Origin of the sequence: Nonomuraea sp. NPDC049625 (assembly GCF_040675285.1) — a bacterium.
Lineage (GTDB): Bacteria > Actinomycetota > Actinomycetes > Streptosporangiales > Streptosporangiaceae > Nonomuraea > Nonomuraea angiospora_A.
Window position 1 is genome coordinate 149,436 of sequence record NZ_JBFAOQ010000012.1, and the last position, 24,611, is coordinate 174,046.

General features: G+C 70.5%; 27 protein-coding genes. 14 read left to right on the plus strand and 13 right to left on the minus strand.

Features of this window, described 5'->3' with window-relative positions; all coding sequences use genetic code 11:
- The 5 genes from AB0J87_RS41240 to AB0J87_RS41260 are packed head-to-tail and all read left to right on the plus strand — an operon-like array spanning position 1 to position 5,156.
- Entirely contained in the window at positions 1 to 300 is a 300-nt protein-coding gene (locus AB0J87_RS41240) for a hypothetical protein (RefSeq protein WP_363975277.1), read from the plus strand.
- Positions 297 to 4,379 (plus strand): toxin glutamine deamidase domain-containing protein, encoded by a 4,083-nt coding sequence (locus AB0J87_RS41245; protein WP_363975280.1) that lies wholly within the window; start codon positions 297 to 299, stop codon positions 4,377 to 4,379. The genes AB0J87_RS41240 and AB0J87_RS41245 overlap by 4 nt, the downstream gene beginning before the upstream one ends.
- Positions 4,380 to 4,398: 19 nt before the next feature.
- Entirely contained in the window at positions 4,399 to 4,683 is a 285-nt protein-coding gene (locus tag AB0J87_RS41250) for a YrhB domain-containing protein (RefSeq protein ID WP_363975283.1), read from the plus strand.
- Complete coding sequence (locus AB0J87_RS41255; RefSeq protein ID WP_363975286.1) at positions 4,680 to 4,919, plus strand: hypothetical protein; 240 nt, start codon at positions 4,680 to 4,682, stop codon at positions 4,917 to 4,919. Before AB0J87_RS41250 ends, AB0J87_RS41255 begins: the two co-directional genes overlap by 4 nt.
- A gap of 12 nt (positions 4,920 to 4,931) precedes the next feature.
- Complete coding sequence (locus AB0J87_RS41260) at positions 4,932 to 5,156, plus strand: hypothetical protein (RefSeq protein ID WP_363975289.1); 225 nt, start codon at positions 4,932 to 4,934, stop codon at positions 5,154 to 5,156.
- Between the two features lie 20 nt (positions 5,157 to 5,176).
- On the opposite strand, the gene AB0J87_RS41265 is transcribed toward AB0J87_RS41260, so the two are convergent.
- Entirely contained in the window at positions 5,177 to 6,160 is a 984-nt protein-coding gene (locus AB0J87_RS41265; RefSeq protein WP_363975292.1) for a helix-turn-helix transcriptional regulator, read from the minus strand.
- Positions 6,161 to 6,342: 182 nt separating this feature from the next.
- Here AB0J87_RS41265 and AB0J87_RS41270 point away from each other — a divergent pair, with 182 nt between their 5' ends.
- Positions 6,343 to 6,576: a heavy-metal-associated domain-containing protein gene (locus AB0J87_RS41270; RefSeq protein ID WP_363975296.1), complete on the plus strand. Its 234-nt coding sequence runs from the start codon at positions 6,343 to 6,345 to the stop codon at positions 6,574 to 6,576.
- 328 nt (positions 6,577 to 6,904) lie between these two features.
- The gene (locus tag AB0J87_RS41275) at positions 6,905 to 8,209 is read left to right on the plus strand and encodes a vanadium-dependent haloperoxidase (RefSeq protein WP_363975299.1); all 1,305 of its coding nucleotides are present in this window, start codon (positions 6,905 to 6,907) and stop codon (positions 8,207 to 8,209) included.
- 14 nt (positions 8,210 to 8,223) lie between these two features.
- Here AB0J87_RS41275 and AB0J87_RS41280 read toward each other — a convergent pair whose 3' ends face one another.
- From AB0J87_RS41280 to AB0J87_RS41310, 7 genes are all read right to left on the minus strand, one after another.
- Positions 8,224 to 8,553 (minus strand): hypothetical protein, encoded by a 330-nt coding sequence (locus AB0J87_RS41280; protein ID WP_363975302.1) that lies wholly within the window; start codon positions 8,551 to 8,553, stop codon positions 8,224 to 8,226.
- Between the two features lie 76 nt (positions 8,554 to 8,629).
- Positions 8,630 to 9,235 (minus strand): gluconokinase, encoded by a 606-nt coding sequence (locus tag AB0J87_RS41285; protein WP_363975305.1) that lies wholly within the window; start codon positions 9,233 to 9,235, stop codon positions 8,630 to 8,632.
- Positions 9,225 to 10,454 (minus strand): D-mannonate dehydratase ManD, encoded by a 1,230-nt coding sequence (gene manD, locus AB0J87_RS41290; protein WP_363975308.1) that lies wholly within the window; start codon positions 10,452 to 10,454, stop codon positions 9,225 to 9,227. The genes AB0J87_RS41285 and manD overlap by 11 nt, the downstream gene beginning before the upstream one ends.
- A gap of 43 nt (positions 10,455 to 10,497) precedes the next feature.
- Positions 10,498 to 11,646 (minus strand): galactonate dehydratase, encoded by a 1,149-nt coding sequence (gene dgoD / locus AB0J87_RS41295; RefSeq protein WP_350735507.1) that lies wholly within the window; start codon positions 11,644 to 11,646, stop codon positions 10,498 to 10,500.
- A 5-nt stretch (positions 11,647 to 11,651) separates the two neighbouring features.
- Positions 11,652 to 12,467 (minus strand): carbohydrate ABC transporter permease, encoded by an 816-nt coding sequence (locus AB0J87_RS41300; protein WP_350735505.1) that lies wholly within the window; start codon positions 12,465 to 12,467, stop codon positions 11,652 to 11,654.
- Complete coding sequence (locus AB0J87_RS41305; RefSeq protein ID WP_350735502.1) at positions 12,464 to 13,414, minus strand: sugar ABC transporter permease; 951 nt, start codon at positions 13,412 to 13,414, stop codon at positions 12,464 to 12,466. The genes AB0J87_RS41300 and AB0J87_RS41305 overlap by 4 nt, the downstream gene beginning before the upstream one ends.
- A gap of 28 nt (positions 13,415 to 13,442) precedes the next feature.
- A complete protein-coding gene (locus tag AB0J87_RS41310) occupies positions 13,443 to 14,681 on the minus strand; it encodes a sugar ABC transporter substrate-binding protein (protein ID WP_363975313.1) in 1,239 nt (412 codons plus the stop codon).
- A 243-nt stretch (positions 14,682 to 14,924) separates the two neighbouring features.
- Here AB0J87_RS41310 and AB0J87_RS41315 point away from each other — a divergent pair, with 243 nt between their 5' ends.
- Positions 14,925 to 15,629: an FCD domain-containing protein gene (locus tag AB0J87_RS41315; RefSeq protein ID WP_350735496.1), complete on the plus strand. Its 705-nt coding sequence runs from the start codon at positions 14,925 to 14,927 to the stop codon at positions 15,627 to 15,629.
- A 74-nt stretch (positions 15,630 to 15,703) separates the two neighbouring features.
- On the opposite strand, the gene AB0J87_RS41320 is transcribed toward AB0J87_RS41315, so the two are convergent.
- Both AB0J87_RS41320 and AB0J87_RS41325 read right to left on the minus strand, forming a co-directional pair.
- Positions 15,704 to 15,892 carry a hypothetical protein gene (locus AB0J87_RS41320; RefSeq protein ID WP_363975316.1) on the minus strand — a complete coding sequence of 63 codons (189 nt, stop codon included), beginning with the start codon at positions 15,890 to 15,892 and terminating at the stop codon, positions 15,704 to 15,706.
- 27 nt (positions 15,893 to 15,919) lie between these two features.
- On the minus strand, positions 15,920 to 16,522 hold the full coding sequence (locus AB0J87_RS41325) for a molybdopterin-dependent oxidoreductase (protein WP_363975319.1): 603 nt from the start codon (positions 16,520 to 16,522) through the stop codon (positions 15,920 to 15,922).
- An 81-nt stretch (positions 16,523 to 16,603) separates the two neighbouring features.
- Between AB0J87_RS41325 and AB0J87_RS41330 the strand changes: the two genes are divergently transcribed.
- The 5 genes from AB0J87_RS41330 to AB0J87_RS41350 all read left to right on the plus strand — a co-directional run bounded on the left by AB0J87_RS41330 (position 16,604) and on the right by AB0J87_RS41350 (position 19,025).
- A complete protein-coding gene (locus tag AB0J87_RS41330; protein ID WP_363975322.1) occupies positions 16,604 to 16,999 on the plus strand; it encodes a helix-turn-helix domain-containing protein in 396 nt (131 codons plus the stop codon).
- A 10-nt stretch (positions 17,000 to 17,009) separates the two neighbouring features.
- Complete coding sequence (modA, locus tag AB0J87_RS41335; protein WP_355199813.1) at positions 17,010 to 17,819, plus strand: molybdate ABC transporter substrate-binding protein; 810 nt, start codon at positions 17,010 to 17,012, stop codon at positions 17,817 to 17,819.
- Between the two features lie 6 nt (positions 17,820 to 17,825).
- Positions 17,826 to 18,116, plus strand: coding sequence for a hypothetical protein (locus AB0J87_RS41340; RefSeq protein ID WP_363975325.1), 291 nt, complete (start codon positions 17,826 to 17,828; stop codon positions 18,114 to 18,116).
- Entirely contained in the window at positions 18,113 to 18,370 is a 258-nt protein-coding gene (locus AB0J87_RS41345; RefSeq protein ID WP_363975328.1) for a hypothetical protein, read from the plus strand. Before AB0J87_RS41340 ends, AB0J87_RS41345 begins: the two co-directional genes overlap by 4 nt.
- A gap of 316 nt (positions 18,371 to 18,686) precedes the next feature.
- Positions 18,687 to 19,025: an aldehyde dehydrogenase family protein gene (locus AB0J87_RS41350; protein ID WP_363975331.1), complete on the plus strand. Its 339-nt coding sequence runs from the start codon at positions 18,687 to 18,689 to the stop codon at positions 19,023 to 19,025.
- Positions 19,026 to 19,398: 373 nt separating this feature from the next.
- On the opposite strand, the gene AB0J87_RS41355 is transcribed toward AB0J87_RS41350, so the two are convergent.
- Complete coding sequence (locus tag AB0J87_RS41355) at positions 19,399 to 19,620, minus strand: hypothetical protein (protein WP_363975334.1); 222 nt, start codon at positions 19,618 to 19,620, stop codon at positions 19,399 to 19,401.
- 127 nt (positions 19,621 to 19,747) lie between these two features.
- Between AB0J87_RS41355 and AB0J87_RS41360 the strand changes: the two genes are divergently transcribed.
- Positions 19,748 to 20,266 carry a helix-turn-helix transcriptional regulator gene (locus AB0J87_RS41360; RefSeq protein ID WP_363975337.1) on the plus strand — a complete coding sequence of 173 codons (519 nt, stop codon included), beginning with the start codon at positions 19,748 to 19,750 and terminating at the stop codon, positions 20,264 to 20,266.
- Between the two features lie 10 nt (positions 20,267 to 20,276).
- On the opposite strand, the gene AB0J87_RS41365 is transcribed toward AB0J87_RS41360, so the two are convergent.
- Positions 20,277 to 22,076, minus strand: coding sequence for a cytochrome c oxidase assembly protein (locus AB0J87_RS41365; RefSeq protein WP_363975340.1), 1,800 nt, complete (start codon positions 22,074 to 22,076; stop codon positions 20,277 to 20,279).
- 80 nt (positions 22,077 to 22,156) lie between these two features.
- On the minus strand, positions 22,157 to 24,445 hold the full coding sequence (locus tag AB0J87_RS41370; RefSeq protein WP_363975343.1) for a polysaccharide lyase 8 family protein: 2,289 nt from the start codon (positions 24,443 to 24,445) through the stop codon (positions 22,157 to 22,159).
- Positions 24,446 to 24,611: the final 166 nt, after the last annotated feature.

A 24,611-nucleotide genomic window follows, 5' to 3' on the forward strand; every position in this document is an offset into this window, starting at 1 on the left:
ATGGAGCGGTCTCAGGTCGAGGCCGGGCTCAAGGGCTGGCAGGGCCACGCCGCCGGACTCGGTGACGCTCTGCGCGACGCCAGCGCCCGCATCGAACGGCTGAACGCCGCCGCCCCCTGGGGTGGCGACTCTGCCGGGCAGGAGTTCTACCGGGCTTACTCGGCCGAAGGAGGGCCCGACACGCTCATCGCCTGGGCCGGGCAGCTCATGAGGGACCACGAGGCCACCGGCGAGGATGTACGGCAGACCGTGGAGACCACGAGCGAGGCCGCCTCCGCGCCGAGGGGCGATCGCGTGTGAGCGTCCACGCGGGGGCGGAGCACAACCGCAGCACACCGGTCACCAGCCCGCCGGGCGCTGGCGACGACACGATCGGCAGCGGCGGTTACGCGACCGACGTCACGCCGGCCTGGGGAGAGGGCGCGCCCGAGTGGGTGGACGTCCTGATCTCGCTGGTGGCGGCCGGGCAGATGTGGCCGGAGGGCAGCGAGAAAGGCCTCGCGGAGCTGGCGGTGGCCTTCGACGACCTGTCGCGGGCGGCGCTGGCCGGGCAGGACGTGAGTTCGCGGGCCACGATGCTGGACGGGTGGTCGGGCGCGTCGGCCGACGCCTTCCGCGAGCACACCGACGAGCTCGCGTCGGGGGAGACGGGGCTGGCGGGGATGGCGCAGGCCGCTCGGGCGTACGCGCTGCAGCAGGACTCCTTCGCGCGCGCCACGCAGTACGGCAAGCTGTCCATCAACGTCGGCTACTGGATCACGGTCAGCGCGGCCGCCGTCGGGGTCATGGCGAGCTTTCTCACCGCGGGCGCGACCACACCGCTGCTCGCCGCGTACGCGCAGCGGCTGCGTACCTTCCTCAACCAGGTGTTCGGCTCCCTGGAACGGGCGGCGGGGGCCGGGCGCGGGCTCACGGCCGTCGCGCCGAAGCTCGCCGCCGTCCAGGCCGCCCAGTTCGGCGGGCGAAAACTCGGCCAGGGGCTGCTGGCCAGGGCGGTCACCAGCCACATGCTGCGCGAACTGCCGGAGGAGGTGGGCGAGGGCCTGCTCATGGACGGGCTCGCCCAGCGCCGGCAGATGGACCTCGGGACGCGTACGAGCTGGGACACCCGCATGACGGCCGCGAACGTCCTCGGCGACGCGACCGGCGCCCTGCTGGCGTCCCGGGTCGCGCCCGCGGTCTCCAAGTACGTCTCCGGCCTCCCCGGCCTGCGCCACCTCGATTCTGCGGCCGGGGACGCCGGTGGGCCGGCGAACGTCCTCATGCGGTACCCCACCAAGGCCGCGAGCGCGGCCGCCACCAACGCGCTCGTCTCGGCCCCCGCCGGGATGATCTCCAACGGCGTCGTGTACGGCACCTGGCAACTCCCCACGATGGAGGGGCTGGTGGGCAGTATGGCGGCCGGCGCCGGCCGAGTGGGCACCATCAGCCCCCTCAGCACCGACGTCCTCTCCGCCCTCGCCAACCCGTCAACGGCCCTCGCCCGCGCGGAATTCACCGTCCGCGCCCAAGACCCCACCCCCTCGCCCTCGGCACCCACCGCCGGCTCCGGCCAGGGCGGGAGCGCCCAGAACACCGCCACCCACGGGGCAGGCGGGGTCGCCCCGATGACCACCACCCCGCCCACCCCGGCCGGCGACGCACACGGGACCGGTTCGACAGGCACCCCCCAGCGCAGCGGCCTCACCCCGACACCGGCCGGCGCCCCCACCGCGTCGGCCCCCACCGCGTCGGCCCAGACTGGAAGCGCACCTACCGGAGCACCACCAAGCACCACCTCCAGCGGCGCCACCCAGGCAGGCGCGACACCACAAGGATCAGCACAGAGCACCGCGTCCAGCGGGACCGCGCAGGCCGGCGCGGCGTCGCAGGGTGCGCCATCGGGCACCGCGCCCGGGGGGACGGCGCAGGCGGGTACGGCACCGCAAGGATCGCCACCGGGCACCGCGTCCGGCGAAACGGGGCAAGCGGGTACAGCACCGGGCACCTCCTCTGGCGGGACGGGGCAGGCTGGTGCGGCATCGCAAGGGGCGGGAACGAGCGGCCAGTCGGCGGCCGTTGGTGCGCCAGGTGGCTCATCGGCACAGACCAGCCCGATCGGCGCGGCTGCCGGCACCCCGGTCGCCGGGACGGGTGCGCCCACCCCAGCCACGGCAGCGGCCGGGCCGACCACCCCGGCCACGGCAGCGGGCGCGCCGACCACCCCGGCCACGACAGCGGGCGCGCCGACCGCCCCGGCCACGGCGGGGGCCGGGCCGACCGCCCCGGCCGCTGCCGCCTCTGTGCCGACGGCCTCTGGCGCCCCGAACGTGACAGGGCCCGGGGTGGATGTCGAGGGCGGGGGGTTGGTGCCGTCCAAAGAGGCGTTGGCTCTGGCGCTCAGCGGGGCGGGCACCCCGTCCGTACCGAGGCTTGAGGGGATCGGGCCGGAGGCGGCAAGTGACATTGATCAGGCGTTACGTGAGCTGGCCCGTGACTACCCGGACCTGACGCGCGCCCTCGGCGCCGTCAGCACCACGGACCCGCACGGGAACTTTGTCACCCAGCCGGACCTGGTGGCCTACGCGGTCATGGACGGCGGTGAGCGGGGCATCCACCTGAACCCTGTCGCCATGGCCGACCAGGTGGCGGCCGGGCGGGTGGAGGAGGCGACCGGGTGGACGGTGCCGGGCGGTGGGTCGGTGCGCGGTGTGCTCTACCACGAGGTGGGGGAGCACATCGCCGACCGCATCATCGGCGACCCCGATGCGCGCACCGCCCTGAACGCCACCGTCTCGGCCGCGCTGGGCCGCCCGTACGACGTCACAGGCGTGCACGACCAAGAGACCGTGACCGCCGTCGAGTCCCGCCTGTCCACGTACGGCGCCACCACCCCCCGCGACCTGATCGCGGAGGCGTTCACCGAGTACAGGGCCTCGGCGACCCCGCGTCCCCTGGCCAGGGCGGTCGGTGAGCTGATCGATCGGCTGCACACCACGCGGGCACACCGGACACAGGACACCGCGCCGACGACGCGCTCCCGCGAAGAGGTCTATGCCCGCAGGCGCGGTCCCTCCGACGACCCGGAAGCGGATCCGGACCTGTGGGCGCTGCGGGCCATGGACGGGCGGATGAGCGAATCCCGCTATCGGGACGAGGACGCCGAACGCCAGGCAGGCAAGATCCTCCAGCGCATGGCGAACACCTGGGGCCGCGACGGGACCCAGTGGTTGCTGGATACGTTCCAGGCGCGTTCCCCGTACGTACGCGACGGCATCCTCTGGGCCGCCCGCCAGAACGGACTGGCCGGCCCGAGCGGCGAGCAGCAGTCAATGGCGCAGACGTCTCGGCCCCCGGGCCAGAGCGGCCGGAGCGGCCAGAGCGGCCAGAGCGGCCAGCCGCAGGAGGCCGCCTACCAGGCCGAGAACCTGTACGACTCCCAGGCCGACCGGCGCCACTGGAAAGACGTCATGCGGGAGGCCGACCATCTCGCCCACCAGTACACGGCCGCCGACCGCAACCAGGACGCGGACGCGTTCCAGGACGCCATCGACAACGCCCAGGCGTTCGTCCGCCGTCACGGCCTGGCCGACGCCAGCCGGACGCCTTGGTACAAGTTCAAGGGCGCGGCGGAGATGGACGACTGGATGGCCTTCCGCGAGAGGGAGGACACCAGCACCGGCATCGGCTTCATCAGCGAGATCCTGCTCTATGACTTCGACCTGGAGCCGGACGACCTCAAGGGCACCGGTGCCGCCGGTCAGAGTGGGACGAAGGGGTACGAGCCGCCGATCTCCGACCACGACGACTTCGGCAAGGTCAATGTCGAGCGCCGGACCAAGGTGCCGCTCGCCGGACTGCGCCCGCAACGGGTGGAGGACTACGACAAAGCCTCCCAGCCGCTCAGCGAGGAGCACAAGGAGGCCATGCGGAAGGCGTACGGGGAGTTGCGGAAGTTCATCGACGACCTCGGCTCCAGGGAGATCAGGTTCGGTGACCTGCTCGCGATCATCAACAAGGTCAACCCGACCGGGCACAACAGGAACTGCCCGGAGACCAGCCTGGCCATCGACGACATCCTGCGCGGCAAGCCGGCCGTGGCCGGGCCACTGAACGCCGCGCCGGTCCCGGTCATCCGCACCACGATGGGCAGGCGGGCGATCGAGAAGCACCTGCGGCTCAGCAATCTCAAGAAGGTAGCGAAGATTCTGCAGAACGAGGGGCCGGGATCACGCGGCGTGGTGATCGGCTACAGCGGCTCCGGCATCGGGCACGTGTGCAACGTCCTCAACGTCAACGGCCACATCTACTACGCGGACGGCCAGCACCAGCGGGTGTACGTGGACCGGCACCCCATGGAGGGCAAGTACCGCGAGTACGACTTCTTCCAGACCCGCTGAGAAAGGACGGATCACCATCATGATCGGCAAGGAGGAGGCCGAGCAGATCGTGCGCGCGTACATCGCGGAGGAGTTGAGCGCGGTGGGGGAGCGGCTGATCGTGCACGACGCGGTGACGGTGGAGCGGCCGTACGGGTGGTTCTTCACGATCACCACGGTGGAGTTCGTCGAGACGGGCGACCCCGGCACCACGTACGCCGGGCTGGGACCGGTCCTGGTGCGGAGGTCCGACGGCGGGCTCGTCGAGTACGACTCCATGTACACCGGCGAGTCGGCGGCCGAGGACTACGAGGCGGCGCTGTGACGCGGCGGCGGCCCGCGATCTGCGACGCGTGCGCCAGGCTCCGGCAACGGGTTGATTCGCAGGCGGCCGGCCGGTACGTCCCCTACTGCGAGGCCTTCCCCGAAGGCGTCCCGGCGGAGATCTACGAGGGTGGCTTCGACCACCGGCAGGAATACCCCGGCGACGGCGGTGTCCGGTTCGCGCTGCGGCCGACGGCCGAGGGGGCGGTGCGGGCGTTCGAGCTACGCCGCACCTGAGAGGCGAGGGCTGTGCGGCCGAGGAGCCTGGGCGGGACGGGCACCGACTCGCTCACCCCCGCGCTCGTCCGCTGGCTGCCCGTGTCCGACCTCGGTCGGGTGGTGCATTCCTCCGTGGACGCGCTCCTGCCGATCTTCGCGGGCCCGTCCGTGGTCGCCCTCGCAGCCCTGGCATTCGCGTTCTTCCTGCCCGACCGCAGGCTGCGGGAGGAAGCTGCCAGAACACGCCCAGAGTGAAGCGTCAGGTCGTTCGCTGTTCAACTGACATCGAGGAGGCCGAGCCGTGCCGCTCGTACGCCCGCCTGGAAGCGGCTGCTCGCCCCCAGCATCGCCGTGAGCTCACCCACCAGACGGGTGACGGTACGAGTGGAGACGCCCATGCTGCGGGCGATGGCCGAGTCCTTCTGGCCGGCGGCCAGCATGCGCAGGACGGCCCGCTGCTGCTCGGTGAGCGTGACGCCGTCGGCCGATCGGGGCACATCGTCGGGCTCGGAGGCGGTCGTCCAGCAGTAGTCGTAGATCGCTGCGAGGGATTTCACCAGGCTCCCGCCTCGGATGAGGATGCTGCCTGCTTCGGGGTCATGGGGGTCGGCCTGGACGACGGCGGTTCGGCGGTCGTAGATGAGCATCCGCGTGGGAATCACCGGGGCGACCCGGACCTCGATGTCGAGCCGTCGCCAGCGGCCCATGAATTCGCGGATCAGCGGGTTCGACAGGGCGATCTGTGCGTGCAGTGCTCGCATGCGCACGCCGTTGCGCATGGTCGTCTCGCTGCGGGCGAGCCCTTCCTCCAGGGATTCGCGCGTCCACGCGGCGATCGGGTGCATGCCGAGCACTTCGATCTCGGCCAGCTCGGCCAGTTCGTTGATGCGCTCGGACAGTTGATCGCTGCGATTCAGCCACGGAAAGAACTCGATGTGCGCGTGGTTGTCCGCCTGCTCGGGCAGGCGGAGGTAGTGCTTGGCCAGTGCTGCCGTTCTCACGTGCTGCTCGACGAGGCCGTCCAGCAGGCGGTGAGTGTTCTGCAGGGTGCGCTTGAGCGTGACCGTTACGTCGGCGGCCGTCTGCGTTTCCGGGTTCAGAAGGTCGAGCCGGGTGAGCTGGTCGCGGGCACGGTCGATCTCCGCCGCCGCCAGGCCGAGTTCGTCCGCGGCCTCGGGCAGCGACTCTCCTCGCTGGTGCATCCGGGCGTACAGCGATCGAGTGACTCTGTCGTCCGCGGAAGACGGCTGCCCGTCCACTGGGCTCCTTTCACCATGGGCCAACGCTGAACATTGACATAACTGGCCCTTTATCGGCAAAGGGGTCCACTTTCCGCCATGTCCTACTTCGGAAGCCTGCTAGCCCTCCACGAATCACTGGGCTTGCAGCACGATCCCTGGGTGAGGCGAAGCACCATCGCCGTGAACAAGGAGGGATCTATTTGATCACCGTTGCGTACAGTCTCGTCGCCTACCGCGTCACCGGCCTGTCGTCGGCGACGTGCGAGCACTGCCTGGCCGCAGTCAAGCTGGAGCTGATTCAGGTGCCGGGAGTCGTGGGAGTGGACGCGGCTCCGGACGAAGGCCGCGTGAGCATCCTTACTGACGGCCCCGTCGACGAGGGGCAGGTCCGCGCGGCCATTGAGGCGGCCGGCTGCACCGTCGAAGGTTCCTGAACTGCCCGTGGCCGGGTCCGCCACGTCGGGTGGCGGACCCGGCCGGTCGGCAAGGAGTCGGCTCTTGGCAGCCTCTTGGCGGGAGAAGGTCGAGGTCTGCGGCAACGGCTCGAGAAGACCCGCCTGCGCCGCCGTCCTCAGGCGGAACATGCGCGAGCTTCGCGATCAGATGCGTGAGATGAAAGACGAGATCCGTCGCGCTCAGGTTGTCGTCGTACCTCGCGCTGCCGCTTTCGCCGAACGGGCCTCAGTGTCGTCGGCCTGGTTGCCGATGGGGCAGTTGTTCGCGCGCTGGCTCGATCGGTGGCGGTCGGAGTAATTTCCCATCATGGTCAAATTACGTTCCGCCGGATGGGCAGGCGCCCTCCCGCGCAAGGCCGTCAGCTTATCCGTCGCCGGAATCATCGCTGTCGGGTCGCCGATCGGACTCGGCTCGTCGTTCGCGAACGCGTCGACTTCGAACGCGCCTCCCAATGCCGTCATCACCTGGGACAGAAACGCCCAGACGGCGATATGGGACATCGCCGGCCAGCAACCACAGGTCCAGGCGCGCAGTTTCGCAATGGTGCACGGAGCCGTTTACGACGCCGTAAACGCGATCGCCGGCACTCCCTATCAGCCGTATCTGATCGCGCCGCCTGCCGACGGGACCGAGTCGACGGACGCGGCCGTCGCGACCGCGGGCTTCCTTGTGCTGAACGCGCTGTTCCCGGAACAGCAAGCGAGGCTGAAGACGCAGTACGACGAGGCGCTGGCCGTGATCCCCGACGGTACCGCCAAGCAGCGCGGAATCACCGTGGGCACTCAGGCGGCCGCTGCGATGAACGCCGCACGGCAGAACGACGGAGCGTTCGGAAACCAGACCTGGACTGTGGGCACCCAGCCCGGTCAATGGCGGCCGGCGCCACCCGCGTTCGCCTCCGACGGAGCCTGGGTCGGTGACCTCAAACCGTTCCTTCTCCGCAGCGCCTCCATGTTCCGCACGTCCGGCCCGCCGTCGCTCACCAGCCACCGGTACGCCCGGGACTTCAACGAGGTCAAGACCATCGGCTCGGCGACCAGCACGGTCAGGACGTCCGACCAGACACAAGCCGCGATCTGGTGGCACGACCGGCACCTGGCCGAATGGGAGATCAAGCGCCAGCTGGCGTCGAAGCGGCAACTGAACACGTTGCAGACGGCGCGGATGTTCGCGATGGTCGACCTGGCCGAAGCCGACGCCACGATCGCTTGCTACAACGAGAAGGCAGCGTGGAACTTCTGGCGGCCGGTCACCGCGATCCGCCTGGCCGACACCGACGGAAATCCGGGAACGGCGGCCGATCCCGACTGGACGCCATTGCTCGTTACACCACCGCACCCCGACTACACATCCGGACATACCTGCTTCACAGCGGCCAGCATGTCGGCGTTGGCGTATTTCTTCGGCCGCAACGACATCCCCTTCAGCGGGTACAGCGCCGCCTCGGGTACCACCAGGTATTTCCGCAGTTTCTCGCAGGCGCTCGCCGAGGTCATCGAAGCACGCATCTGGGGCGGAATCCATACCCGAACGGCCGACGTCGAAGGCGCGAAAATCGGCAAGAAGGTCACCGCTTACATGGTCGCGCACTACTTCAAACCGAAGGAGTAATGACCTGCTGCTCTTCACCCTGAAGTGGCGGGCTTCAGGGGCAGCTCTTGCGGTAGGGCAGGGCTGGGATGCAGGCCTTCCATGCCGTTCAGATCAAGGGTGACGACGTCGGCCCCGTCGGCCGTGAAAGCGATCGACTGGAGCTGCCCTGTATTCGGATCCTGACCTCCAACGGCGTCGAGAAGACGCTGGTCGGCGCTGGCGAAAGCCGGCTTCTTGCCGTCGGGAAAGAAGGCCACGAGCTCGCCCGGGACGGTTCCCGCGGCGGCATCCACGATCTTGACCTCGCCCTGGCCGACCGCGGCCGGCAGCCTGCCATCCACGCTGAAGAAAGCGCTCTTCATGGCAGGCAGCCGTTGTGGACGTCACGCAACCGGGCCTCAGTGTCGGCCTGGGCCGCCAGGACCTGACCTCCCGGGCTCAGCGTGCCGTCGGCGGTGGTCCGGGAGAGGGGACAGTGGGCGTGCGCGTGTGCGTCTTCGCCGAACCGCATCGCGTGGGTGACGCCGGCAGTCCGAGCCGGGTCGCGACCGCCGCCGCCAGCTCGTCCGGCGACAGCGCCACCTCCAGCACCATCCCGGACTCCTCAGGGCCGAGGTGCTCCAGGATCGCCCGCTGCGAGTCGAACAGGCCGGGCGACATGTAGTGGTCGGTACGGCGGGTCAACCGGTCCCGGATCAGCGTCGCGGGCCCGTCCAGGAGGACAAACTCCACCTCCGGCGGGCCCTGCCGCAGCACGTCCCGGTACGAGCGCTTGAGCGCCGAGCACGCCAGCACCGTGGAGACGCCCTCGGCGTGCCGGGCGGCCATCCAGGCGGCCAGGTCCCGCAGCCACGGCCAGCGGTCCGCGTCGTCCAGCGGGATGCCGGCGCGCATCCGCGCCACGTTCGCCTCCGGGTGGAACTCGTCCGCCTCGGCGAACCGCAACCCGGTCAGCTCGCTGATCCTGCGGGCCACGGTCGTCTTGCCCGCGCCCGACACGCCCATGACCACGATGTGCCGGGTGCGCCGCTGCTCACCAGTCATGGACGGTGCCGTCCTTGAGCCGGTTGAACGGCAGGTACGCCGGCTGGTACGGGAAGCGCGCCGCGGCCTCCTCGTCGAGATCCACGCCGAGCCCCGGCAGCTCCCCGGGGTGCAGGTAGCCGTCGCTGAAGCTGAACGACTGCCGGAACACCTCGTTGGTCGCCTGGCCGTGCTGCATGTACTCCTGGATGCCGAAGTTGTGGATCGCCAGGTCCAGGTGCAGGGCGGCGGCCATGCCGACCGGCGAGATGTCGGTCGGGCCGTGGATGCCGGACTTGATCTGGTACTGGGCGGCGTAGTCGAGCAGCTTGCGCATGGCCGTGATCCCGCCGGTGTGGGTGACGGCGGAGCGGACGTAGTCGATGAGCTGCTCGCGGATCAGGGTCTGGTAGTCCCACACGGTGTTGAAGATCTCCCCGATGGCCAACGGGGTGGTCGTGTGCTGACGGACCAGGCGCAGCGCCTCCTGGTTCTCCGCCGGGGTGCAGTCCTCCAGCCAGAACAGGTCGTACGGCTCGAGGGCCTTGCCGAGCTTGGCGGCCTGGATGGGGGTCATCCGGTGGTGCCCGTCGTGCAGCAGCGGCAGCTCGGGGCCGAACTCGTTGCGCACCGCCTCGAAGACGCCGGGCAGGTGACGCAGGTAGGCGCGGGTGTCCCAGTCCTCTTCCGCGGGCAGCGCGGTGCGCTGGGCCGGCTCGTAGTCGTACCGCTTGCCCTCGACGCTCGGCTGGGCGGCCACTCCGTACACGGCGTTGATGCCCGGTACGGAGGTCTGCACCCGCAGCGACCGGTACCCCATCTCCAGGTGCCGCCGGATCGAGTCGAACAGCTCCGGCAGGTCCCGGCCCGACGCGTGCCCGTACGCCATGATCCCGGTCCGGGAGGCGCCGCCGAGCAGCTGGTAGAGCGGCATCCCGGCGGCCTTGGCCTTGATGTCCCACAGCGCCACGTCCACGGCCGCGATGGCGGCCATGGTGACGGGCCCGCGCCGCCAGTACGCCGAGCGGTAGAGGAACTGCCAGGTGTCCTCGATGCGATGCGGGTCCCGCCCGATCAGCAACGGGACGACGTGGTCGGCCAGGTACGACGCGACCGCCAGCTCACGCCCGTTGAGGGTGCCGTCGCCCAGCCCGGTGATCCCCTCGTCCGTCGTGATCTTGAGGGTGACGAAGTTGCGGTCGGGGCTGGTCACGATGACGTCCGCTGCGATGATCTTCACGCGGGTGCCTTTCTCACGTCGGCGGTGCGGTCGGGGGTCATGGTCACCATTCCGCGTACGAACCGTCCCGGTGCCGCCAGACAGGGCTGCGCCAGGCGTGTCCCTTCTTGTCGGCGGCGCGGACCGCCTGATCGTCGATCTCGATGCCCAGGCCGGGTGCGGTGAGTCGCTCGACGTATCCGTTCACGAAGGTCAGCGGGGTCTTGTCGAGGCAGTAGTCGAGCACCTCGGCGCCACGGTTGTAGTGGATGCCGATGCTCTGCTCCTGGATCAGGTAGTTCGGGGTGGCGAAGCCGACCTGGAGGCAGGCCGCGAGGGCGATCGGGCCGAGCGGGCAGTGCGGGGCGAGCTGCACGTCGTACACCTCGGCGAGGGTGGCGATCTTGCGGACCTCGGTGATGCCGCCGGCGTGCGAGAGGTCCGGCTGGGCGACCGCGATGCCGGCCTGGAAGACCGGCAGGAACTCCTGCCGGCTGTAGAGCCGCTCCCCGGTCGAGACCGGGGTGGTCGTCGAGCGGACGAACTCGCCGATGAGGTGCGAGTTCTCCGGTACGACCGGCTCCTCCAGGAACAGCGGCCGGTACGGCTCCAGCAGCGGCGCCACCCGGCGGGCGTTGGCCAGGGTGAAGCGCCCGTGGAAGTCGACGGCCACGTCGCGGTGGTCGCCGAGCACCTCGCGGGCGGCGGCCACCCGGGCGACCACGCCGTCCAGCTCGGCGACCGAGGCGACCGGGCTCATCGCGCCGGAGGCGTTCATCTTCACCGCGGTGAGCCCGGCCTCGAGCTGGGCGGCGATGTGATCGCGGACCTCGCTGGGCTCGTCGCCGCCGACCCAGCCGTACACCCGGATCCGGTCCCGGACCGGACCGCCGAGAAGCTGGTGCACGGGGGCGCCGAAGTGCTTGCCGGCGATGTCCCAGAGGGCCTGGTCGAGGCCCGCCACGGCACTGGCCAGGATCGGGCCGCCCCGGTAGAACGAGCCCTTGGTCAGCACCTGCCAGTGGTCCTCGATGCGTAGCGCGTCCCGGCCGATCAGCAGCTCCGCGAGCTGGTCGACGGCGGTGCGGACGGTCTCGGAGCGCCCCTCGCAGGTGGCCTCGCCCCAGCCGACGATCCCGGAGTCGGTCTCCACCCGGACGAAGAGCCAGCGGGGGGCGACGAGGAAGGTCTCCACGCGCGCGATGGTCGTCATGCCGGTCAGCCCTTCGTCGCGCCGGCGGTGAGGCCGGAGACCACGTACTTCTGCACGAACAGAGCGATCACCATGATCGGCACGGTGACCACGGTGGCCGCGGCCATCAGGCCGCCCCAGTCGATGCTGGCGTACCCGACGAAGTCGAAGATCGCCACGGGCAGGGTCTTGGTGTCGGCGTCGGAGAGCACGAGCGCGAACATGAAGTTGTTCCAGGAGAAGATGAAGGACAGGATCCCGGCGGTGGCGATGCCCGGCACCGCCAGCGGCAGGGTGATGCGCCGGAACGCGCCGACGTGGGTCAGCCCGTCCACCAGCGCCGCCTCCTCCAGTTCCTCGGGCAGGCTGTCGAAGTAGCCCATCATGATGTAGACCACCAGCGGCAGCGCGACGAACATGTGGCTGATGATCAGCACCCCGAAGCCGCCGACCATCTTCAGGTTGGAGAAGACGTAGTACCAGGGCACCAGCAGCGAGACGCCGGGGATGACGCGGGCCATCAGCACCACCAGCGCGGACTTCTTCATGTTGAACCGGCTCATCGAGTACGCGGCCGGCACGCCGAGGATCAGCGAGGCCACCGTGGCGGCGAAGGCCACCCAGAGGCTGTTGACGATGAACTCGACGTAGTTCGCCTGCTGGAGCACCTTGGCGTAGTTGTCCATGGTGGGCGAGAAGGCCAGCGCCTTGCCCGGGTCGTAGATGTCGACGTTGGTCTTGAACGACGCGGAGACCATCCAGAGCAGCGGCGCGACCAGGGAGAGCACCACGATGGTGAGCGCCACCACCCGGAACACCTGGTACGCGGGCCGGGCCTTCATCGCTGCGCCTCCTTGCGCCGGGCGGTCAGGGCCCACATGGCCCCGATGATGATCAGGAAGAAGAGGATGAGGACGGTGGAGGAGACGCCGTACTCGTTGTAGTCGAAGCTGAGGCCGTAGGCGTACACGTTCAGCGTCTCGACCTCATGGAACGAACCGCCGCCGCGGCCCTTCGTGGCGTAGAGGACGTCGAAGGTCTTCAGCGCGTCGATGCCGCGCAGCAGGACCGCCACCGTCAGCGTGGGCATCAGCAGCGGCAGGGTGACGTGCCGGAACCGCTGCCAGGTGCTGGCGCCGTCGATGTGCGCCGCCTCCTGCGGCTCGTCCGACAGCGAGGTGAGCCCGGCGAGCAGGATCAGCACCACCATCGGCGTCCACTGCCACACGTCGATGAAGATCGTGGTGGCCAGGGCCGTGTGCTGGCCGGCCAGCCACGGCTGCGGCCCGATGCCGAACCAGCCGAGGAGCTGGTTGGCCATGCCGATGTTCGGGTCGAAGATGAGCCGCCACATCATGCCGACCGCGACCGGAGTGGCCACGAGCGGCATGAGGATGGCGACCCGGACCCACCGCTGCCCCTTGAACGGCCGCCAGAGCAGCAGCGCGATCGCCATCCCGAGGACCACCTCGAACAGCAGCGCGACGACGGTGAACGTGGCGGTCCGTCCGACCGCGGGCCAGAACCGCTCGGTGTCCGACAGGACGTCGAGGTAGTTCCGCAGGCCCACGAACTCGCTCTCCGCGCGGACGGATCCCTCGGCGTCGGTCAGGCTGAGGTAGCCGGTCCAGGCCAGGGGGAACACGAGCAGCGCGGCGACGAAGACCATCGCGGGCGCGGCGAAGAGCCATTTGCGGTGGGCGTCCACCCAGCGCAGCCAGCCGGGCGTGCCGGGGGCGGCGGGGGCGCCGCGCGGCGCCTTGGTGGTCGGTGTGGTGATCGTTGCCATGGGGACTCCAGGGGTCGGCGGGTGCCGCTTACTTGGCCTCGTCGTCCAGGAACTTCTGGAACGCGGCGTTGGCCGTGTCGGCGGCCGCCGCGGCGTCCTTGCCGGTGATCGCGTCGACGATCGGCTGGCCCACGATCTCGCGGGACTCGGCGACCTTCACGACCAGCGGCCGGTCATGACCCACCCCGTCCTTGGTGCTGGCCGCGATGGCCTCCACCAGGTCCTTCGGGAAGGTCGAGGTGCTCTCCGGGTTGGCCCACACGGAGGTGCGGGCGCCGGGCACGCCGGACTTCTGCTGGGCGAGCGTCTGCGCCTTGCCGGTGGCCCACTCGATGAACTTCCAGGCGTTGGCGGCGTTCTCCGAGCTGGAGTTGACGCCCAGCGCCCACGACGGGATGTTGTACGGCTTCGAACCGCCAGGGCCGGCCGGGAACGGCGCGAAGCCGACGTTGTCCGAGACCTTGGACTTGGCCGGGTCGGTGGCGTTCTTGTAGAGCGAGTTGGCCTCGGTGTAGAAGGCGGCCTTGCCCTGGGTGAAGATGGCCATCGCCTCGGGCCAGCCCATGTCGGTGCTGACGTTCGCCGGGCCGGAGTCCTTGATCAGCCCGCCGTAGTAGGCGTACGCCTGCTTGGCCGCCTCGCTGCCGACCGCGGCCTTGCCGCTGCCGTCGACGAAGTCGCCGCCGAAGCTGTACAGGAAGCTGGAGAACTGGGTGACCGCCGGCGACTTGCCGGTACGGGCGACGAACCCGGCCATGTCCGGCTCGGATGCCTTGATCTTGGCGGCGGCGGCCTTGAGCTCGTCGAGGGTCTTCGGCGGGGCGCTCAGGCCGGCCTTGGACAGCAGGTCCTTGCGGTAGTAGAGGACCTCCTGCTCGGTGATGATGGGGACGCCGACCGGCTTGCCCTCGTACGTGGTGGCCTCCACGGGGCCTGCCTGGAAGTCGCTGAAGTCCCAGTCCTTGTTGGCCTTCACCTGGTCCGACAGGTCGGCCAGGTACTTGTTCTTGGCGAAGAGCCTGCCCTCCTGCAGGGGGCGGTACATCATCACGTCGATGTCGGACGAGCCGGCGTTCAGCTTGACGTTGTACTGGTCGGAGAGCTGGTCCTCGCCGAGCTGGGTGATCTCGGCCTTGAGCCCGGTCTGCTTCTCGAACTCGGGCAGGGCCTTCTTGATGTTGTCGGTCCACACGTGGTTGGCCAGGGTGATCCGGACCGTCTTGGACCCGCCGCCGTCACCGCCACCGCCGCAGGCGGACAGCCCCATGGCGGCCACCACGGCCAGAGATGTACCGAATATCGCTCGACGTCGCACGTCAATCCCGCCTTCCTGGCATGGTCGCCGCCCCCCGGAAGAGCGCCACATGCTCGTAACATCTGCTTAATGCCGGGATGCTAGGACAAAAAAGCTGACTTATTCAAGAGTCAGCCTTCAACTGATATGTTCTATGCCGTGAATCAGTCCTCCCCGGGGGCCGCCCCCACTCGGCCCGCCCTTGCGGAGGCTGGGTTGCACGCACGGGTCCTCGACCACCTCGGCACCGCCATCTGCAGCGGCGACGTGGCCGCCGGCTCGGTCCTGAGCATCGAAGACCTGGTCGACCGCTACCAGGTCTCCCGCTCGGTGATCCGCGAGGTGCTGCGGGTGCTCGCGTCCATGGGGCTCATCGAGACCCGGCGCCGGGTCGGGATCATGATCCAGCCTCCCGGGGTGTGGAGCGTCTTCGATCCGCAGGTGATCCGCTGGCGGCTCGCCTCGGAGGGGCGGATGGCGCAACTGCGCTCGATCACCGAGCTGCGGACCGCGATCGAGCCGTACGCCGCCTGGCTGGCCGCCGGGCGGGTCGACCACGACGAGGCGAGCGAGCTGGTCGGGCTCGCGGCCAAGATGTGGGCCGCCGGGAAGGCCGGCGACGAGGCCCGCTTCCTCGACCTGGACATCGACTTCCACCGGCGGGTGCTGGCCGCCTCCGGCAACGAGATGTTCGCGAAACTGCAGCTGATCGTGGCCGAGGTGCTGGCCGGCCGGCACCACTACCACCTGATGCCTCACTACCCGGACGAGGAGGCGCTGCAGCTGCACACCGACGTGGCCCAGGCGATCCAGCGGCGCGACGGCGAGCGGGCCCGGGAGGCCATGGTGGGGATCATGGAGCAGGGGTTCGCCGAGATGAAGTCGCTGTGGGAGCGGACCGCCGAGCCGGGCGGCGCCTGACCGGCGGCCTTCGCGTCAGCGCGCGGCGTTCGATCTTGACCTGGTACGGGCGGCGCGCCTCGTCGGTGTGCCGTTCAGGAGTCGTCGTCGCGTCGATCGGGCCGGGCGTGGGCGGCGAGCGCGAGTCCGGCCAGGCCCAGCAGGGCGCCCAGCGCGCTGACGCGCGGGTCGGCCCGGTCCACGGTGAGCAGGTACCCGGTCATGGCGATGGCGGAGCCGGCGGCCAGCAGCACACCGGCCCACCGCAGCAGTCGTCGTGACATGGGCGTTCCGGTCGGGCGAGGGGCCGGTCAGGCGGGGTCGAGTGCGTCCGTGTCGCCGACGTGGAGGCGTACGACGCCGCTGACGTAGCGGCCACCCTTGACGTCGCCGGGCACGACCAGGCGCGGGCCTTCCTTGTCCAGTTTCGCGCCGTCCTGGGTGACGGCGAGCAGCACCTTCTTGCCGGAGAAGGCCGGGTCGAGCTCGGCCCAGGCCAGTGCGGCGCGGTAGCCGTCGGAGCCGGTGGCGGTGACGACCAGGCGTAGCTGCGCGTTCTTGACGTCGGGGTCGATGCGCGGCTCGGTGAGCTGGAGGACGTCGGACAGCAGCGGGCCGGTGAAGGTGTGCTTCTCCGCGCCGTGGGAGGTCTGGTAGCGCACGCGGACGGTGTGCTGCGGCAGGCCGCGCAGCCGCGCCATGGTGAACGAGCGCGGACGGTCGACCTGGCCGCGCACCTTGACCGTCCCGGCGGGGGCCTGCCGGACGGAGGCGGGGCCGGCGGCGGTCGCGGCCGTGGCCGGGGCGGTGGGCGTGAGCGTGGCCAGCAGGACGGTGGCGAGCGCGGACGCGACGGCCCGGCGGCGGGGTGAACCGATACTCACGAGGGTGCTCTCCGATCTCGTGGATGCCATGGCAGAACCCTAGATCATGCCGCTGCTGCGGCGGAAGTCGGGTATTCAGGCTCGAATGTGCGGAAGGTATCGTGAGAGCTTGTGACGACGTTTCGGATCAGCGAGGCCGCGGCGTTGCTCGGGGTCAGCTCCGACACGGTCCGCCGGTGGGTGGACGCGGGTCGGCTGGGGGCCGGGCGGGACGAGCACGGTCATCGGCAGGTGAACGGCGCCGACCTGGCCGCCTTCGCCCGCTCGCAGATCGAGGAGAGCGGCGACGGCAACCGCTTCCGCGGGATCGTGACCGAGGTGATCCGCGATGCGGTGATGGCGCAGGTGGAGATCGCCGCCGGGCCGTTCCGGGTGGTGTCGCTGATGAGCCGCCAGGCCGCGGACGAGCTGGGCCTGGAGGTGGGGGTGGTGGCGGTCGCCGTGATCAAGTCCACCAACGTCGTCGTGGAGATTCCCGGTCACGAGCGCGTGGCCAGTTACTTGTGAGGAGCCCCCTGTGGAGTTCAGGCGTCTTTCCCGATGGGCGATCGCCCTGCCCGTCGCATTCGCGCTGGCGGGCCTGGCCGGCTGCGGCTCCGGCGGACCGGCCACGTCCACGGCCGGGGCCTCGTCGGCCCCGGCCGCCGGTGGCGGGGCCAAGGAGGTGACGGTGTTCGCGGCGGCGTCGCTGACCGGGACGTTCACCGAGCTCGGCAAGACCTTCGAGGCCGCGCACCCGGGTACGACGGTGAAGTTCAACTTCGGCTCCAGCGCGACGCTGGCCCAGCAGATCACCCAAGGGGCTCCGGCGGACGTGTTCGCCGCGGCGAGCCCGGCCACGATGAAGACGGTGACCGACGCGTCGCTGGCGAGCTCGCCGACCACGTTCGTGCGCAACAAGCTGGAGATCGCCGTGCCGAAGGACAATCCGGCCAAGGTGGACGAGCTGAAGGATCTGGCCGACAGCAAGGTGAAGGTGGCCTTGTGCGCCGAGCAGGTGCCGTGCGGGGCGGCGGCGATCAAGGCGCTGGACGCGGCCGGGCTCAAGGTCAAGCCGGTGACGCTGGAGCAGGACGTCAAGGCCACGCTGACCAAGGTCGAACTGGGCGAGGTGGACGCGGCGCTGGTCTACAAGACCGACGTGATCGCGTCGGCGGGCAAGGTCCAGGGCATCGCCTTCCCCGAGGCCGACAAGGCGATCAACGACTATCCGATCGCCACCCTGGCCAAGGCTCCCGCGGGTGACCTGGCCAAGCAGTTCGTGGACCTGGTGGTGTCGCAGCAGGGCAAGGACGTGCTGACCAAGGCCGGCTTCGAGGCCCCCTGATCCGGGATGAGCTCTTTGGCACCGGAGCAGCACGATTCGGCGGGCCCGCGTGGCGGGCTCGCCGGGCGTCCGGCCGCTCCGCGTGCCGGTCTCCCCGGGCGTCCGGCGGGTCCGCGTGGTGGGCTCCCCGGGCGTCCGGCGGGTCCGCGTGGTGGGCTCCCCGGGCTCACCTCCGAACGGCTCGACGGGCCCGCGTTCGTCGCCTTCCCGCCTGCCGTCGCCGACCTCGACCTGACCCCCGGCCGGCAGATCCGGGCCTCGGTCAAGGCCGCCGAGACCCACGCCCACCCCGCATGACCGAGCTCCCGCCCGACGGCCGCCACGACTGCAACGCCATCTGCCTCGGCGGACCCTGCCACGGTCTCCTCACCCACGTCGACCAGGACATCGGCATCCTGACCGTCCCCGTGCCGCGCCTCTCACCGGACGAGCCCGAGACGTGCGCCCGCTACCGCATCACCCGCGAACGGGTGCGCTACTTCGGCCAGGCCGAGCCGTACATCGCCCTGCACTGGGCAGACCCGCCATGCTCGTGCGGCCTGGACTCATAGCCGGTCGTCGGCGCACACCGGGCTTGTGGCGCCGCGGCCCGGAAACGCAGTACTCATCTGCGAGGTGGAATCAGCTTCCTCATGGCGGATGAGATGGAAAGACGGCTACCGACGCCGCTTGTGAGTGCCCACGCCTCTTGCCTTCTTACGCCGTCAGTAGTCTCATGAGGACTACCAAGCGCCGGCTCGGTCGGCCAAGCCAGGCCCCGGGCGAGCGCACGTTCATCGACAGGAAGCCGACGCTGATGACGGTGACCTTGGACAAGAGCGTCGAAGACTTCGTGGCGACGCCTCGGCAGCTCTTCATCGACGGCCGGTGGGTGGACGCCGCCTCCGGCAGGACCTTCGCCACCCCGAACCCCGCCACCGGCCGGCCGCTCGCCCAGGTCGAGGCCGACGCCGAGGACGTCGAACGCGCCGTGCGGGCCACGTTGATCATTACGGTCTCGGCGCGGGCATCTGGACCCGCGACATCTCCAAGGCGCACGTCCTGGCGAGCAAGCTCCGGGCGGGCACCGTCTGGATCAACTGCTACAACGTCTTCGACGCGGCCCTGCCGTTCGGCCGCTACAAGCAGTCCGGCTGGGGTCGGGAGATGGGTCACGAAGTGCTGGAGGCGTACACCGGGGTGAAGGCGGTGCGCACCCAGCTGTAGAGGACCTCCCGGGCTCGGGATTGGCGGACCCGGGAAACGAGGGGTGGGCGCGGGCGGCGCGCTGCCAGGCGGGAACCTGCACGCCGCCGGCCGCGCCCACCCCTTCTCATGACCGGCCGGTCAGTTCCCTGGCCCGTTGGCGGGCCCGGGTCTCGGCGGCCAGGACCGCTTCGACCGTCATCGCCTCGCCGGCGATCTGGTCGTGCTCGTCCATCACGCGCTCCACCGTGTCGATGATCTCGAGGAACGGCAGGTCGCCGGCCAGGACTCGATCGCCTGGGTGCCGATGGATCCCGCCGATCCCAGGAGGACCAGGCTGCGGGGCTCGTGGAAGGCAGAAGTCATGGCATGCCAGCGGCGGCGTGCCGCGAACTCAGAGCTGGCCGTGGGCGGGCTCGACCCAGCTGAGCACGACGAACGGGGCGGCACACGAAGGATGGTGGACACGACCCGCCGTGACCCGATAGGGGGCGCCGCGCGTCGAGCCGTCAGCCTCGAACGCGAAGACCTCCACGACGCCGACGTCCTGGTCGATGCGGGTCAGCATGCCGTCGTGCGGGCCGCCGACGCAGATGGCGTTCGGGACGGGTCTCATCCCTGGCGGCACCCTAAGGTGCCGGCCTCGTTCTCCCTCACAGAGCAGTCCTCCGCAGCCGTGGCTAGTTCATGCGAGACTACTTGGCGACCCTCTGACGCCCGCGACTGGCCCTACCCTTGAGCGTGTGAATCCTCGCGCGCTGTCGCTCACCGAGTGGATCGTGCTCGCGCTCGTGGCGGAGGGGCCCACGTACGGCTTCGCCGTCGCGAGGCTCACCGCTCCCACCGGTGCCGTCGGCGCGATCTGGCAGGTGCCGCGGCCTCGGGTCTACCGTGCGCTCGATCGGCTCACCGACCTGTCTCTCATCGAGCCGTGCGGAAAGGAGCGGGGGCAGGGCGGTCCACAGCGTACGGTATTCACCGCCACGTCGGCCGGGACCTTGGCCGTGAACGGCTGGCTGATATGCCCGGTCGAGCACATCCGCGACATCCGTACCGAGTTCCTGATCAAGTTCGCTCTGCTCCAGCGATCCGGCGCGGACCCGCGCCCGCTGCTGGACGCGCAGGCGGCGCGCATCGAGCCGATCATCCGCAGCCTGCGCAGGCAGCGGGACCAGGCACATGGGTTCGACCACGTCGTGGCCGCCTGGCGGTATGAGACGGCCGAGGCGGCGCTGCGCCTGATGCACACGGCCCGGCACTGACAGAGCGCGGTCACTTCAAGGGCGGGCTCGTCCGTACGCGGGCGAGCGCCGCCTGCCTGAGCCAGGCCATGCGTACGGCCAGGAGAGCGAACACGGGCAGCGGAAGGAGCATGGCCACGGCTCCGGCGAGCCGCTGGTCGGCGAGGAGGTCCGGGACGCCGGGCGGGGCCGCGAGGGAGAACCAGTCGTTCGCGACCGGCGGCCCGAGCAGCAGGAACGCGCCCAGAGCCAGATGAGTCAAGGCGACGGCGGCCAGCAGCCGGGCGCGGACGGCCCAAGGAAACGGGCGGGGGAGCGGGTCGACACCCGCCGGCACCCAGAAGGTCAGCAGGCCGAGGCCGACGAACAGGACCTGGGTGAGCAGGTGCTGGGCGTAGCCGGACAGGGACCATGGGAGCCACGGCGTGGCGTACAGCAGCAGGAAAGCGACCGGGTAGACGGCGAGGAGGAAGGCAGGGTGGGTCAGGCGGCGGGCGGGGAGTTCGAGGTCCTCGCGTAAGGACGCGGCCAGGGTGAGCGGCGCGCCCAGGCAGAGCAGGAGCGGGGCGACGGCGGTGAGCACGACGTGCTGCAGGACCTGCGCCGACAGCATCGCCCGCGCGTACCCGCCCACGCCGCCGAGCAGCACCAGCGCCATGAGCGCCACCCCCGCGCACCAGGCGACCGTACGTCCGACCGGCCACGACGCGGCCCGGCGCACGCCGACCAGGTAGGCGACGGCGGGCAGCGCCAGGAGCAGCAGGACGGTCGGGTCCAGGCGGACCTCGGTGATCAGTGCGCTTGGGGTGAAGGGGGCGAGCGGGTACTCCAGGACGAGGTGGTCGTGGCCGCCGCCGCTGCCTGGCGGTGGTGGGGTGCGGGACAGGCCGACGGCCAGCCCGATGACCGCCGCCATCACGGTCAGCTCGCCGGTCGCCAGCCGAACGAAGGTGTGGCGTACGGTCCGGTCGGCGACGCCCGCGACGGTGCGGCGGCGATGCGTCCAGCCGAACAGGCCCAGCGTCACGAGCGCCACGGCCTTGGCCACCAGGAGTTGCCCGTAGGTGCTCTGCCAGAGGTCGGACGGGCTGCCGAGCCGCACCCAGGCGCCGGCAACGCCGGAGACGGCGACGGCGGCGAAGCAGCAGAGGGCGAGCGTGCTGAAGCGGGGCAACACCGTCGGAAGGTGTTCGGAGCGGCGGAAGTGGACGAGCACCGCGGCCAGGCCGCCGACCCAGATGGAGACCGAGACCAGGTGCGACATCAACGCGGACACGGCGATGTCGTGGTCACCGGCGGAGGCGGCATGCCCCACGTACGCGGGCGGCAACAGCCCGACGGCGGCGATCATCGGGCGTACCCAGGCGGGCAGCGTCCGCAGCCGCGAGGAGACGGCCGCCAGCGCCGCCACGGCCGGGACCCACAGCAGGGCCCGCGTCTGCGGCAGCGCCGTGCCGAACCGCAGCAGGTCAGGGGCCCCGAGCAGGTCCGCGACGGGCAGGGGGATGAGGTTGGACAGGGTCAGCACGTAGCTCAGCAGCGCGGCGAAGGTCCAGCCGAGCGCCCACCAGCCGGCCGCGCGCAGGCACGCCTCGGACTCTTTCGTACCGGTCGGGGCGAGGGCGGCCGCCGTGAGCGTTCCGACACAGGCGAGCGCGCACAAGTCGTAGCAGAACCGGACCAGCGGCAGCCCCCACACGGTGACCGGCCCGGCGGTGGGCAGCCCCGGGAGCTCCGGCTGGATCGCGCCGCCGAACCGGAGCACGACGACCAGCACGACCACGCCGGCGGCCACCGCCGCACCGGCGTAGATCCGTTCCGGGGCCTTCATGGCGGCTCCGCCCGGTCAGTGTGCCCATTCGCATCGTGCCACACCGGCGGTGATCAGCCCATGGGCTGACCCCGGAGGTTTCAGACGCGCACCACAGCGGTGTGGGCGTGCCCGCGGCTGCCGCCGACCTCCACCTTGACCGCTTTCTTGGACTTGCGCACGCTGCGGTCGCTCTCCTTGACCGATTTCACCGGCCAGGGCAGCGTGATCTTCACCTCGTCGGCGGTCCTGGACGGGTCCGAGACCGCCAGCCGTACCCGCTTCTGGTCGCGGCGGATCAGCAGCGTGCAGGGGCCGTCGGCGGAGAGCGGGCCGTCCGCGGTCTCGACGGTCCCCGCGCGCCAGAAGACGGCGGCGAGCACGCCGTCGCGGGAAATGGCCTGCACCGTGCGGGAGTTCGCGAGGATCTCGACCCGCCCGCCGTACGCCGCGGTCTGGGCGACGGAGGCGTCGGGGAGCACGGCATAGGCGTAGCGCGCCCTGCGCGGATCTACGCCGTGGTCGACGAGGATCGTCGTGTAGTGCCTGGTGACGGGGGTGTCGTCGCCTCCGGTGGTGGCGCCCTTGTCGATGTCCCGCCAGCGGCCGGTACGCTTCCCGCGGATCACCTTCGCCTTGACGCCGTCGAGCAGCGCGTAGCCGGCCACCCCGCAGAGGTGGACCCAGCCGTCGCCCTGGGTCAGCGGCGGATGACTGTCGTGGGTGTTGCGGTTCTCCACGACGGTCTCGATGCGGCGGCCGTCGGAGGCGGTGATGCCGGAGCCGAGGGCGATCACCGCGTCATCGAGGAGGAACCACGCCTTCCTGGCCCGCAGCGAGGAGCCGTCGGCGATCAGCCTCATGGCCGCCACGCCGTACTCGCCGTCGAGCGCCACGCCGCCCGCCCACGGGGTGGGCGGCAGGCGACGCTTGCCGTGCCGGAGCTCGGCGCGTCTGCGGGTGTCGACCGTCGTGCCCGGCAGCCGGTACGGGTCGATCGTGGGCCACAGGTCGTCGTTCCAGTGGGTGAGGTCGCCGGTGTAGAGGTAGGTCATGCCGTCGCCGGTGTACCAGCCGTGCAGGTTCTCCAGGTTCATGGCCTCGGCCGCGCCGATGCGCTCCGAGCTCATCGCGATCGCGAAGGCCCAGGTGGGACGGTGGTGCACGACCCGGTCCATGTCCGCGAAGACGTACGTGCCCGTCGGACGCGGACCGACCGGCACCGACGGGTCCGCCAGCAGGGCCTTGGCCCCCGCGATGCTCGGCAGCGGCGCGAGCGTGTCGTACGGGATGGCCTGGTTGCGGGTGAGCCAGCCCTTCACCAGCGGCCGCCAGCGCTGGGCATAGCGTTCGGGCGCCGCCTCCAGCAAGGTGAGGATGGCCTCGACCGCCTTCTGCCCCGAGTGGTAGTCGCGGTGGCCCTGCACCGAGATCTGCCGGCCGCGTACGCAGTCCATCATCAGCCCGTCGAAGATGAACGGCGTGAACGAGCGGTCCACGATGTCGTAGACGTTCCCGATTCCGCCGATCTCCCACGGTGACTTCGCGAGCATGGCGATCAGCTTGGCCACGCTGTCCAGATAGTCCACGCCGTAGCTGCCGGTGTAGGGGAACACGTCGTGCTGGATGAACGACCCGTCACGGTAGAAGCCGTCGCCCGGGCCCTTGGTCCGCCGCAGCAGATCGGAGACGGCGTCCCTGGCCCGCTTGACCAGGCGTGCGTCGTGGGTGAGCAAGCCGCGCATCGCCACCGCCATGGCCTTGCCCGCCCGGTTGGCGCCGGTCTCGACGACGCCGGGGTGGCTGACGCGGCGTTCCGGGTCGGGGCACCAGCGGCGTAACGGGCGCAGCCAGCGCTCGATGCGGTCCTTGGGCAGGCCGTCGTACATCAGGGCGCAGGTGTCGGTCAGCGCGCGGGGGACGCCGATCTCCCACCAGTACCAGTTGCTGCCCCGCCGGTCGAGCCCTTCGCGGTAGGCGTGCTCGTACAGGAAGTCCAGCGCGCTGATCGCGGTCTCGGCGACCTGCGCGTTCCTGTGCAGGGCGGTGCCCGGCGTGGCCCAGCCCAGCGCCAGCGTGCGCATGCGGTTGTAGGCGCGGTTGAAGTTGCCCGTCCGGGGGTCTCCGAGCGGCAGGTCGGGCCACAGGCTCGGGGCGCCGGGGGTGAGTTTCAGCTTGCGCAGCACCGCGTTGGCCGAGCCTTCGACCGCCTGCGTCTTGTCGGCGTACGCGGCGTCGTACGACCCGCCGGCCAGCAGGCTCACCCACCGCTCGCGCGCGGCGTCGAACGCGGCGGCGCCGACCGCCTCGGCCGGTCGCTCCCACAGGGAGAGGCCGGTTAAGGCCGCGGCGCCCAGAAGGGCGGACCGCCGACTGAGGGGGTGGGTCATGGAGGCCTTCCGACAATCGGGCAAATACCTGCTGAAACGATCATATGTCCCCAGGAGGGTGGATCATTCGTTCGGAAACCACCCCCTGCGCGCCGAAGCCGGCGGCGCGCCTGGTCGATGAGGGCGAGCGTTCTGTGATGGAGCACATCACGCTCCTCGCGCACGC